6 protein-coding genes are annotated in these 12,650 nt (G+C 62.8%); all 6 read right to left on the reverse strand.

Features of this window, described 5'->3' with window-relative positions:
- Positions 1 to 3: 3 nt before the first annotated feature.
- Complete coding sequence (locus O3300_RS24365) at positions 4 to 4,974, reverse strand: RHS repeat-associated core domain-containing protein (RefSeq protein WP_305054358.1); 4,971 nt, start codon at positions 4,972 to 4,974, stop codon at positions 4 to 6.
- A complete protein-coding gene (locus O3300_RS24370) occupies positions 4,971 to 6,269 on the reverse strand; it encodes a DUF2169 domain-containing protein (RefSeq protein WP_305054359.1) in 1,299 nt (432 codons plus the stop codon). Before O3300_RS24370 ends, O3300_RS24365 begins: the two co-directional genes overlap by 4 nt.
- A 2-nt stretch (positions 6,270 to 6,271) precedes the next feature.
- Complete coding sequence (locus O3300_RS24375; protein ID WP_305054360.1) at positions 6,272 to 8,413, reverse strand: type VI secretion system Vgr family protein; 2,142 nt, start codon at positions 8,411 to 8,413, stop codon at positions 6,272 to 6,274.
- Between the two features lie 77 nt (positions 8,414 to 8,490).
- Complete coding sequence (gene tssG / locus O3300_RS24380; protein WP_305054361.1) at positions 8,491 to 9,531, reverse strand: type VI secretion system baseplate subunit TssG; 1,041 nt, start codon at positions 9,529 to 9,531, stop codon at positions 8,491 to 8,493.
- Positions 9,495 to 11,348, reverse strand: coding sequence for a type VI secretion system baseplate subunit TssF (gene tssF, locus O3300_RS24385; protein ID WP_305054362.1), 1,854 nt, complete (start codon positions 11,346 to 11,348; stop codon positions 9,495 to 9,497). The genes tssG and tssF overlap by 37 nt, the downstream gene beginning before the upstream one ends.
- Positions 11,349 to 11,426: 78 nt before the next feature.
- The gene (locus O3300_RS24390) at positions 11,427 to 12,239 is read right to left on the reverse strand and encodes an outer envelope protein (RefSeq protein ID WP_081922859.1); all 813 of its coding nucleotides are present in this window, start codon (positions 12,237 to 12,239) and stop codon (positions 11,427 to 11,429) included.
- Positions 12,240 to 12,650 lie beyond the last annotated feature (411 nt).

Below are 12,650 nucleotides of genomic sequence, written 5' to 3' on the forward strand. Positions count from 1 at the left end.
ATCTCATTTTAATTTTATTTTTGGACCAATTTTTACAACCTTGGTTTTGAAATCGGATAGGAAAAATTGTTTGCCTCCACCATTGCCAAAAATAGTGGCATCTTGAGCCATTGCAATGCTAGTTGCTACACACGTATCTTTTTTAACTTTATAAGCCTGTACGTCTGGACGATAACCAAATTTTCTATGCGGTAATACTTGCAGTAATTCACCTAGCTTTGACTTGCTTCCAGATGCTTTTGTCAATGTATCATCGTCAAAATAAAATCCTGATTGTCCTGGAACTCCTCCGTAAATAATGGTATTTGCTTTCAAGATCGTATTTTTCCAGTTGTCTCTACCTTTGTATATACCATGTCCTTGCCATTGGCTTGCCCAAGCTGCTGGATTTTTGCCAATACATGGATCGCAATTTGTATTTTTATTGCATTTTTTTGATAACCCTAGTGGGTCGACCCAACCAGTTGGATTTGTTGCATATCTATAGCTATTTAATCCTCCCAGTAATTTGATGGGATCTTGCGTCAGGTAACGTCCTGGCTCAGGGGCATAATACCTATAGCGATTGTAAAACAGCCCAGTCTCTTGATCTTCATACTGCCCCTGAAACCGCAGCGGCTGCTCGATTTCCCCTTCCACATGCAGCAAGCGCCCCCAGGCTTTGTAGCGCCCGCTCCAGACTACCTTCCCTTGCGCATCCGTCAGCTCGCGTGGCGTGCCCAGGTGGTCGCAGTGGTAGTGGGTGATGCGGTCGTGTGCTGCCGCGTCGTCAGCTGCTGCCTGGATACCTTGCCATGCCGATACATGATGCGCTTCAATGTCCTCCTGTTCTTGCGCAATGGCTGCCTGCAGTTCGGCGTCGTGCAGGGTGGCGGGTAAATCCCACTGTGCGATGCGCGGCAGGTAGACCGCACTTGCCTGGCGGCAGGTTGGCGAACTGATCCTGGCCAGCGGCACGAAGCTGTCCGGCTCGTACAAATATGTGACCGTTTCTTCGTGCCCAAGTTCCTGCGCCAGCGTGTCGCCGTCCCAGACGAAGAAGGTGGTGGTGGCGTTCTTGCGGGCGGGCTGGTCTTTGGTGATGTCTTGCCGATTGCTCCAGCGTGCTTCTTCTACCTGCTTGGCGATGCGGCGGCTGAAGGCGTCATAAAAATAGCGGGCGCGGTGGCGCGACTGGCGTTCTGTCCTAGTGGTGTGGCGGAGGCGGTTTTCGGCGTCGTATTCAAGTGCCAGGTCGCTCCACGTCGATTCCCTGCCCGGTGGATGGAAGCGCTTGCCGGTGGCATTGCCTTCCTCGTCGTAGTCGTATTCCGTATCGCCGTAGCGTTGCAGGACGTTGCCGGTAGCGGGCGCAGTGTCGACCAGATTGCCGGCCGGATCGAAGGTGAAGTGTTCGGCCAGGCCCGCTTGCACGGCGGACAGCAACTGGCCGACGGGGTCATAGGCGTAGCTGAGTTTGCCGAGCGGGGCGGCAGCCGTGGAACCCGTTTGGAAAATAGTGGTCAGGTTGCCTTGCGCATCGTAGTCGAAGCGGCGTTCGCGCACAGGGGCGGGCGCATTGGCGCCGCGTGCCAGGGTCAGCTGGGTGAGCCGCGATTGCGGGTCGTACTGGCGCGTGGCCAGCAAGCCGCTGCTGCCCAGCTGCCGCTGCTTTTCCCGGTGCAGCTTGTCGCGCTCCACGTCGACCACGGTCTGGCCCTGCCACAGCACACCATGCCAGTGGCCGGAGCCATAGCGCAGGGTGTCGATGCGGCGACCGTTCGGCAGGATGGTCTGGATGCGGTTGCCCAGTTCATCATAGGCATGCGTCATGACAAAGCTGGCGTCCGGTACGCGCGGGGCATTCGGCAACCGTGGAGCTTCGGGCAGCGTTTGCATAAAGCAGGCGCTGCGCTCCTCGATCAGCTGGCCCAGCGCATCATGCATAAAGCGCTGTTCGGCTTGCGGGGAGGACACTGCCGTCAGGCGGCCCAGCGCATCGTAGGCGTAGCGCACCATGCCGTCCGCCGTGGTCTTGACTTGCAACAAACCGAGCGCGTCGCGCAGCAACTGCGTGCGCTGGCTGCCGCACTCGGTGGCCGTCAGGTTGCCGGCCTGGTCGTAACTGTATTCGGTGCGCTTGCCGTCGAAGCCTGTTTCCGACGTCAGCCAGCCTTCCGTGTGATACGCGAGCCGGTAGCTTTCGCCCTTGGCATTGATCAATTCCGTCAGTTGCAGCGCGCCATCGTAGCGATACTGCAAGGTCTGGCCGATGGCGTCCGTGCGTTCGACGGGCAAGCCCTGGCCGTTGTAGCGGTAGCGCGTTTGCTGACCGGCCGCATCCAGGTGCAGGAGCAGATTGCCGTCCCCATCATAGGCGTATTGCTCCCAAGTTTGATCGGGCGCCGTGAGACGGATCAGCCGGCCCAGCGCGTCATAGGCATAGCGGGTGGCATGGCCCAGTGCATCGCGGGCTGTTGCCAGCCGCCCCAGTGCATCGTAGCGGTATTCGCTGGTGTGGCCGGAGCAATCCGTGTAGCTGGTCAGCGAGCCCTGGCGGTTGTACTGAAAATGCTTGCTGCCGCCCCTGGCGTCGATCAGTTCCACCAGTTGGCCGCGCTCGTCGTAGCGGTAGCGCGTGACGTGGCCCAGTGCATCCGTGATGCTGAAGGGACGGCCTGCCGCGTCGTATTCGCGCAAGGTTGTGTTGCCCAGCGCATCCGTGAAGGCGATAGGTTGATTTCCGGCATCGTATGCGATGCTGCTGCTGTGTCCCTTGGCATCGGTGCTGCGGGTCAGGTTGCCGGCAGCATCGTAGGCATAGCGCATGGCGGCGCCGTTGGCGTCGATATCGGCCAGCAGCATGCCGTCGCGGTCCCATTCGCGCCGGCCCAGCGAGGCGGTTTTGCCATTGATGACGCGGCGCACTTCGGTGACCAGCCAGTTGGCGTCGAAGGTGTATTCGAGGACGTCGCCGTTTTCCGTGACGCGGCTGGTGTCGTTGTCCACGTAATCGATGCGCGTGTGCTCGCTGCCGTCCTGGGCGCGCGTGGCGATGGCGCGCGCCTGGTAGCTGTTGGCCAGGGTAATGGGGAAACGTTCGGCCAGCTCCGGTTCGTTCAATGGGGAACCGCTCCAGCGGGCGCGCAGCGCATCCAGGCTGATCCAATCGAGTTCGTAGGCAAAGCCTGTGTAGCTGCTGCACGACGTGAGCAAATGGTGACGGTAGGCATAGTTGCGCGTGTCGCCCAGCGCATTTGACTGGCTGATCAGGTTGTGGCGTGGCGGGAAGGGGGACAGCGCATCGTTCGTCTCGATGGCATAGGCGTAGCGGACGTGGCAGAGGCGGCTGCCGTCGGGCAAGATCTCGTCGATGCTGCCGATATGGATGGCCTGTTCCGCTTCCCCGCGCATGGCTTCGAGCACGCCGCCATCGTCGCTGCGCAGGCGCAGCAGCACTTCGCCCGCCTTGGCATCGATCAAGCGGTCGATGCTGATGCCGCGTCCGTCGCGCCCTTCGCTACGCACGAGTGCAAAGCGCTGCGTGGCGATGGGTGCGGACGGGGCCAGCATGGCGTTGACGCCGTCGTAGCCATGCGGCAGCCAGCCGCCTTCAGCGCGCGCATAACGGTCGATGCTGCCGTCGCGCCACAGCACGGTAAAGGTGTCGGCGCCGTCGCGCATGAGCGTAAAACCTTCCTTGCGGCTGTCGTGCCGCTTGCCCGGTTCCAAACCAGGCAGGCGCAGGGCGCGGCCGCTGTCGTCGTGGTAGACGATGCCGGCCTCGCACAGCGACAGGCTGGTGGTGTAGGGCGTGGACCAGCGCGCGCCCAGCAAGCCCCCGTCTTCGCATTCGGCGCCGGAACGGTAGCAGCGCGTCCAGGCGATGGGGATGCTGCGTTCGAGCGCGAAATCCGTCTGGTACAGGATTTCCTGGCCCGTGCCGAAATGCACGGGCTTGCGGCCCTTGACGGGTTTTTTCGCGGGACCGCTATCCTTGGGGCAGCAGTCGGACGGCGGCTCCGATTTTGGTTCTTTCTTGCCACGGCTCTTGCCGTCGTCACCGCCGTTTTTTGGGGGAGGTTTGTCGAGTTTTGGCGGCGGCTTGTCCGGCTTTTTGCCGACCAGCTTTTCCTTCACCTTGTTGATGGTCGGCGCCGCTTTTTTGCCGAGAAACTTGCTCAGTATTTTTCCACCAGGAATCTTGCTGAACACCGCTGTTTGCAGTAATGTGCCTGCCGCATTCGTGACGATGTCCGAGGCCGTATTGAGTAAATCAGGGGTCTTGCCTGTCAATATGTAATCGGCCGCCTGGTCGAGCACCGTGGCCGATGCATCCATGGCCGTGCCTGTCGCAACGGTCGCCGTGCCGGCCACAGCGCCCGCTGCCGCGCCCGCTTCCATCGCGGCGGCAGCGGGGGCGCCGACTCCCGTTGCCGCAACGCCCAGTCCGGCGACACCCAGCACGGCGCTGCCTGTCAGGACGGTGCCGCCCACGTCTACCAGATCTTCGGCGGCGCCATGCATTTTCCTGGAGCCATGATCCTTGTAATCTTGTGCCGCTTCCCGTATCGCCGTCTTCAGTTCCTTGAGCACGGGCTTCGCCGCCTCCCCACCCCGTTCATAAATCTTGCCCACGGTATTGCGCGAATTCATCCACACTTCGCGCCCCATCTGCACCAGCTTGGCTCCATTGGCGCGGTGGATGGGACTGGCCACCTTGGTGTCGACCTGCTTGCCGACGGTGCCGCTCTTGATGCCGCCCGCCTTGCCGGCCGCGTCGCCCTTGACGGTGGGAATGATGCTGCGCTGGTGCAGGATGACGGGCTCGCTGTGCGACTTGACGTTGGGCGAGGCGTTTTGCGCCTCTGAAAATTCGCCGATGATGTTGTAGGGAATAGGTGGCGTGCTGGAGCCGACGGGTGTCTTGCAAATGTCGGGGCTGAGGCTGACGCAATAGAAGCGCGAGGCCTTGGTGACGGTTTCATTCGTCATGGTTTCTTGCCTTGCCCGGCGGCTTCGCTTAGCGCTTCCTGCGCCTGTTCCAGCAGTTCGATGCGGGCGATTTGCGCCGGCTCCATCACGTGCAGCAGGCGCGACGCGACCTGGCCCGCGTCGGCCGGTACGATGGCGCGCCACACCAGTTCCACGGTGGCGGCCTCGGGATCGACCAGCACCGTATCGATGGCCAGGCGCCGGACGAGCAACTGGTCGTTCTTGTCCGCCAGCAGCAAACACAGCACCTGCCGAGGCAGGGAAAAGCGCAGCACCGTGTTTCCGCGCGGGTCGATGCGGGCCGAGCGATGGTCGTGGCGGCACAGATTGGTCAAGGTGAATTGTTCCAGTCCCGCCAGATGCGTGCATTGCTGGTCGGGCGGCGTGCTGTTCCAGTAGGCGAAATCGAAGTCTTCCGGCAGGGCGGGGATGTCGTCGGCATCCCATTGAACCTTGACGACGATGTTGCCGGCCAGCGCGCGGCGCGGCAGCCAGCCACGGCCGATAACGGCCAGCCCCGCTGGTGGCGGCAATTCCTTGCCGCCGGCGCCTTGCCAGAACTGGGCGGCCGTGCACGGCAGCGACGGCTGCGTGATACGGGGCGCGGGCAGCTCATCGATATGTTTTCCATCCAGGTACCAGTGCCGCGCGAAACCGCGTCCCAGGGGATTGGCCTGGCAGGAGTCGTGCGCCGCCGCGGTGCAGTCATCGGCCGCGATGCGGCATTGCCCGCCATACGCGTAGGCATAGTGCAGCGGCAATTGCAGGAACGCTAACGGTGCGGATAGCTGCCACGGATTGGGCCGCAGCAAGCCCACGGTGGCGATGCGGGCGCAGCCTTGCACCAGGCGCGTGAGGGCGGCTTTCTTGCGGAAGGCGCGTTCGCCGCACACTTGCAGGGTCTTGTCGATCAGGGTTTTCTTTTCCGACTGTACCTTCAGGTTGACGAGAAATTGCGGCATCGCCTGGCCGCGCGGCGCGTGCGCCACGCCATTGACGATCACGTCGCAGCGCGGTTTATAGGGCGCGAAGTCGCTTTCCTGCACGATGCCCGCCTGCGTGTCGTCGTCCAGGTGCAGGTCTTGCGTGGCCAGCGGCGATTGGCGCGCCATGGGCAGCAGGCTGGCCAGGCCGTCCGCGCCGCAGGGGCCAAGCGTGTAGCCCATGCGCGCCACCACCACATGGAAGGCCTCGCCAAACTGGTCGAGCATGTCGAACTGGCTGGCCGCGTGCGGCGTGCGGTTGTCGAACAGCAGGTTGGGGATGTTGAAATGGGCTGTGCCGGCGTCGTTCATCGTCAGCCCGGATTGTTGTCGATGTCATCGCCATGGATCTGCACCTTCGATCTGCCGCGGATGATGATTTCATCGGCAACAAGTTCGATGCGACCCGGCGTGATGGTGATGCTGGACGTGCCCACCGTCATCGTGTGCGAGTCGGCGGCCGTGAGTGTGCTGTCGGCGCCGACGATGACGCTTTTCGCCAGGCCGATCTGCTCGGCCTGTGCCAGCACCACGGTGGTGTTCATGGCGCCGATGACGGTGGTCTGGTAGGCGGCGCCGATGGTCAGCACCTTGGCCAGGCCGATGGTTTCGTCCTTGGCCAGGGTCACCCGTTCCGTGCGGTGGCCGTCGATCTGCACCTGCTCGTTGCCGCCCACGTGTTCGCGGCGGTTGTCGCCAATGTCGATGTGTTCGTCATGGTCGACGCGCTCACGGCGGTTGTTGTGCACGGTGATGTCTTCATCGTGGTCCACCGTTTCCGTGCGGTCGCGCTTGACGTGCACGGTTTCATCGCGGTCGACGGTTTTGCGCCTGTTATTGCCCACCCAGTGCGATTCGTCATGCTCGACTTCGATGCGCTGGTCTTTTTCCGCATGCAGCCACAGTTCTTCCGCATCCTTGCGGTCTTCGAAGCGCAAGGCGTTGGCATGCGCGGTCGAACCTTTCTTTGAGGAACGGCTCAGCATGCCGCTCTGCGTCTTGTTCGCCGGTAGCTCCCACGGCGGCATGTTGCGCGCGTTGTAGACGCAGCCGATGATGAGGGGCATGGCGACGTTACCGTCGAGAAATTGCACGGCCACTTCCATGCCCACCCTCGGCAGGCTGATGTGGCCGAAATTCGGGCCGGCCCAGTTCGATATCACGCGTATCCACGGCGAACTCTTGTCGTCGAAGGTACCCAGGCGGTCCCAGTGGAATTGCACCTTCACGCGCCCGTAGCCGTCCGTGTGGATTTCTTCGCCGGGCGGCCCGACGACGGTGGCCGTCTGCACGCCGTAGATCTTCGGTTCGCGGCTGTGGAAATTGCGGCCGGGGCGCCAGGGGATGGCGCGGGCGATGCAGGTAAAGGTGTTGCTGTAGTGCGAAGTGGCGCCGTGTCCTTGCTGATAGTTGTTGCTGGCGTAGTGGTGTACGGACAGGATCAGGTATTCGCTGGCGGCGCTGTCGAAATGCCCGCCCAGGGTGAACCAGCGTCCCGGTTGCGCCGTGCGATCGTTGCCTTGCGCCTCGAACAGCTGTCCCTGGGCGTCGCGCTCTTCCATGCGGCGCCGGGCCAGCTGTTCTCCATCGTCGATGTTTTTAAAACCGTAGCTGCCCGTGTTTTCATACACTTCCAGCGATGGCACGGCGCCCTGACGGTTCAGCGAGTCGCGGCTGGCGCGGGCGCTGCGCGGGTTCTTGAAATTGAAGCTGGCTACCGTCATCTGGCTTGGCGCCATGCGCCGCACGGTGCTCCATTGATGCACGCCATCGTCTTCCAGGGAGCCGGCCTGATGCTGGAAGGGGATTTCACTCAGATCACCATCGATGGGCTTGCCGGATGTGCTGTCGTCGGACAGCCACAAGGTGTGGCCGTCAAGGCGGTGTTCGTAGCGGTAGTGCCAGCCCAGTTGTTCCCAGTGGCGGTGCAACAGGTTGTGGTCGCTCTCGTTGTGCTGGCACGTGTAGGTGATGGCGGGATCCGGACCGCCGGCGGCCAGCTTGTAGTCGCGCATCAGGTAATCATCGAAGACCTTGTCCGTCAGCGCCGCCACCGTCAAGCCGTGGAAGGCGACATTGTTTTGGCGCAAGTGCAGGTGCGACAGCCACGGTTCCAGCACGATCTCGTAAAACGCGAAACCGCCGTCCGTGCGCAGGAAGCGAAATTCAAATACGTAGCCATTGAAGTAGCGCAAGGTGCCGTCTTCGCGCACCAGGTCGACGGTCACCATCTTGCCCATCACTTTGTCGAGCGCAACGCTGGCGTCGTCGGACAGCACTTCCACCACGTAGGAAAAGTCGCGCGACAGGCTTTCGCTCGCGGCCAGGCTGTTGGCCAGGAACTGGATACCGGCGGGGCCATCGCCCTGCGGAAAGTGCAGGCGCAGCAGGCGCTGGCCCTGCATGTCGCCCGTTATTGCCGTCCATGCCGCCGTCGTATCGGGGAACTGGCTCATCGTGCATCGCTTCACGGTAGGGATCGTTGGCCGACTGTAGCAATAGCGAACACAAGCGTTTTGCGCGGCCGCAAGGTTCAATCGTTGAATGAGGGCATCAATTGCATTTCGTAGTGCATGTCATCGCGGTGGCGCGGCGCTGCCGTATCGCCGAGGAAACTGTTGCAACCGAGGCCGCCTTGTGGCGCGGCCGTCAGCGCCATTCCCCGCACCTCGCTGGCGCGCAGCACCAGCACGATGTCGTAGCGCACGAGCGGCTGGCCGAACAGCATCAGCATGTGGCGCAGCGCCTGGCTGGCCGGGGCACGGGGCAGGAAGCTGGCGTGCTGCTGCGCCGTGAGCGGGCCGAGGCGCAGGCGCACGGCCAGGTCGGGACGGCGGCAGCGCTCGCCGACGAGGGCGCGCTGGCCCAGCACGGCGTTTTCCCTGCCCAGCGCCGTTTGTTCGCGCGGCGCCAGTACATCCATGGCGCCCGTCGCCTCGTCGATGTGGCAGGGCACGCCGAAATGGTCGCCGAGGATGCGCGCCATGACGATGGACGAGACGTCGTGCTGCTGGAGCAAGCCGCTGTACAGGCCGGCCGCCGCCTCGTCCTGGCCCGGGCGACAAGCGGCCAGGGCCAGCAGGCGCGACAGGAAGTCGCCCGCATGGCCGGCTTGTTCGATGCGGTATTTTTGCCAGGCCTGGTAAAACAGGGCGACGGCGCGGCTGGAAAACAGGTCGAGAAAAGCGCGCGGGCCATTCTCGCGTTCGCTATGCTGGTGCGCGGCGATGCGCTCCGAATAGTGGCTGGGCAAGCTGCCCTGGCAACCAAGCAGGCCCATGAAGGCGGGTGTGAGGTGGATGGGCTGGCCGTGACCGGACAGCAGCGCTTGCAGCAGGGTATCGGCATCGGCTATGCCGCTGGTCGTGAGCGCCTCGACCTGGCTGGCGGGAAAGCGCAGCGAGACGCTATTGTCGAAGCGCACGAACTTTGCCAGCGCCGTGTGCTCGTCGACGCCGTGTGCGGCCAGCCAGGCCAGCAGCAGGCGCAGCGCCTGGAAGCACTCGAAGCGCTGCGGTGCGTCGAGCAATTGCTGGATCACGCTGGCGTGGCGTCGGCGCTGCGTTCCGGGCATCGCAGGATTTCCTCGCCGCTGCGTTGGGACCGCAGCGTCAGTTGGCTAAAGCAGTTGAGCTGGCTGTTCAGGGCGAAATAGCGCTGCAGCACCTGGGCAAAAATATAGATGCTGCAGCCGACGAAGGCTTGCTCGTCGATGCCCAGGCGGATGGCGATGCCGGGCATCAGCGTGGGAAACGGTACGGTGGGCATCCACGCGCGCGTGCTGCCGTGGTCGAGCGTGACGATGCCCTGGATCAGGCGCTGCGTGGCGGGCGAGCGGGGCAGGTCGTACAGGCTGAGCATTTTCTGGAATTCGCCCAGGCCCGCTTGCGTCAGGCTCGAGTAATTGAGCGACAGGTGCGCAATCAGGCGCCAGTGCGTGTCTGCCTGAAAGCGCATGCTCGGTGACGGTTTGCGCAGGAAGCGTGCGGGGATGCCGTCGGGCACGTCTTCGGCCAGCAGGTCGCCGCCGGGCAAGCCGTAATGCAACTGCGTGGGCAAGTCGCGGTTGCTGCATAGCAGCTGCGTCGAGACGGTGGCGCTGGCCGCGCAGTCCGGGGAGAATTGCGGGTCGATCAGGCTCAGGCGCATTTCATGGCCGGGGCTGATGGCCGCCACGGCTTCGTCGCGGCGCGCCAGCCAGTATTGACCATACTCCTGGTCATATTCGGCCTGGGCGCCTTGCAGCGAGGCATACAGCGGCAGGAAGGCGCTCAGGCGATCGCCGGCCTGATCCTTGCGCACCACGGTGACGGCTTCGATGCTGTGGATGTCGTAGGCAAACGCATGCGTGGCATCGGTCACCAGGGCGTAGTCGGGCTCGGTATGCGTGAGGCGGATCGGCACGCCGGACTTGGCAAACAGGTTGACGACGGGCGTGCAGCCGAGCAGCAGATTGTCGCGGCTGGCGCCGGACAAGAGCCGCGCTTCGTGGCTGTCGCTGCGCACGCCCTTGAGCGGCAGGTGCAAGGTGAATTGGCGGCACTGTTTTGGCAGCAGGGGCGCCAGCAGCGACCATCCGATATCGATGAAGTGAAATTTTTCCGGAAAGGCAAAGTATTCGGTCAGCAGGCGCAGGGCCGGGTGCGATCGGGCGGAAATGGGAATCAGCGCCTCGTCGTCCGCATAGCCGGCCGGCGCCAGCAAGGTACCAGCGACGGCTTGCCACGGCCCGTGTTCGTCCAGCGCCACGTAGGCGCCCGCGCCGTGCAGGAACAGGGCGTCGAGCAGGGCCGCGCGCACGGACGGTTCGCCATCGGCAAACAGGCGCAGGCTGGAAAAGCCGGCCTGATCCAGGTGGTACTGCTCGCTGCTGCTGGTGAACTGAATGCTCAGCAAGGCGCTGGCGCCGGCGGGCAGGCGCAGGCCGGGCGGCGCGTCGAGGAGCGGTGAAAAATGCAGGCGAGAGATGGTCAGCGGCGCCAGGGTCACGTCATACGCGCTGGTGAACTTGCAAGCCACGCCCTGCACGGGCTGCGAGCGCAGCACCGTGCCGCGCGCCACATGCGCAAGCTGGGCCAGCTGGCCGCCGCCCGGCGCTTCGTCGGCGGCGATGCGCACGATGGAGCACGAGGGAAACGGCCGCAGATAGTGCGGATACAGGGTTTCGAGCAGGGAATGGGTAAATTGCGGATAGGCGTCGTCGAGGCGCTTGGCGACCCTGGCCGTGAGCAGGGCGACGGACTGGATCAGGCGCTCGATGTGCGGGTCTTCGCACGTCTCGCCGGCGATCAGCAGGCGCCCGGCCGCCTTCGGATAGCGGCTGGAAAACTCGCGCGTGTACTGGCGGAACAGGCCCAGCTCACGCTCGTAATACGGCAATAGTTGTTCCACGGTCGCGCTCTCCGCCAGCAGGAAAGCTCCATGCTGGCATCAGGCGCGACTGTGTGTGTTGATGCGTAACAATGAATTTTAGAAATGGTACTCCGCGCGTATCATCGGTGTCTTCGCCGTCTGGCCCACGTTGCCCGTGGTGGCGGGCGAGTTGCCGAACTTGTTCTTCCAGTACTGGTATTCCAGGCCCACGCGGAAGGTGTTCTTGGCGCTGCCCAGGGCCGCGCCCACGTCGAACATCACTTGCATGTCGATATTCGTTTCCACTGCCGTCTTGCGCCCCACTTCATCGTTGCCTTTTGAATCGATGAGATTGAAGAAACCTTCGAACGAGAACAGCGGCGACAGGGGAATGCCCCAGGCGCCCGTCAGCATGGCGTGCGTTTTGTACGTGTAGCGGCCCGTCACTTGCGAGATGGGAGGGAAGGCGCCGCTGGGGGCGTTGCTTTCGCGCAGCAACAGCAGGCTGGTGTTGAAGAAACCGGGCACGTCCCACATCAGGGTGGGGCCGGCCACCAGCATGCGCTTGCGCGAGTTGTAGCCGACGTCATTTTTCGTGTTGACGTCGAAGCCCAGGGTGACGCCGACGCCGCGCACGGGGCCGAACTTGATGTCGCTGCCGCGCACCTTGCCGATGTCGATGGTGTTGCGGTAGACCAGGTACGCCTCTTGCGCGCCGGAGGTTTTACCGAGCGCGCCAGGGTCCTTGCTGTCGGACATGAGGAAATCGAGGTTGACGAAGTTGCTGCCGTATTTGTAGCCGCTGGCGTGCGTGATGGCAAAGATGTTTTTCTTGATGTCGTCCGGATTGAACGGCTCGCGGTAGTCATTGCCGGCGCGCCAGCTCAGCGCGGTATCGCTCCATTCGGCAGCCTGGGCGGTCGCGCCCATGCCCAGGGTGGTAGTGAGGCAGAGCAATAGACACGGTATGGTTTTTGGCACTTTCGGCTCCTGATGGCGGTGTTGGAAAACGGGAAATGAAATAGCAGGGGGCGTAGCCCGCATGAAGCGCTGCGATGGGGCATATTGCGCGCCGTTCAATCCATGATGCGAGAAGCGCCGCGTCGGGCGATATGTCTTGGCTGCATACTTACTATCAGTTCTTGCATATAATCATCGCACCTTCTCGCCCTTGCGGGGCAAGGCGGCCGCTGTAAAGCTGATAATTTTTTTCAAAATTGTATACAGGTGTTGTTTTTTTGTGGAAATAGAAATGCGCGCCGTCGCGTCATCCCCCAAGCGCCGCGGATGCCGATACGATAGAGACAACAGCTTGAATTTCTCCACCGGCGACGATGCCGG

Source organism: Janthinobacterium sp. SUN206 (assembly GCF_030587305.1).
Lineage (GTDB): Bacteria > Pseudomonadota > Gammaproteobacteria > Burkholderiales > Burkholderiaceae_D > Janthinobacterium > Janthinobacterium kumbetense.

Coding starts and splice junctions, on each gene's coding strand:
- O3300_RS24365 (WP_305054358.1), bottom strand. CDS start 4,974: ATGACGAATGAAACCGTCACCAAGGCCTCGCGCTTCTATTGCGTCAGC.
- O3300_RS24370 (WP_305054359.1), bottom strand. CDS start 6,269: ATGAACGACGCCGGCACAGCCCATTTCAACATCCCCAACCTGCTGTTC.
- tssG (WP_305054361.1), bottom strand. CDS start 9,531: ATGCCCGGAACGCAGCGCCGACGCCACGCCAGCGTGATCCAGCAATTG.
- O3300_RS24375 (WP_305054360.1), bottom strand. CDS start 8,413: ATGAGCCAGTTCCCCGATACGACGGCGGCATGGACGGCAATAACGGGC.
- O3300_RS24390 (WP_081922859.1), bottom strand. CDS start 12,239: ATGGGCGCGACCGCCCAGGCTGCCGAATGGAGCGATACCGCGCTGAGC.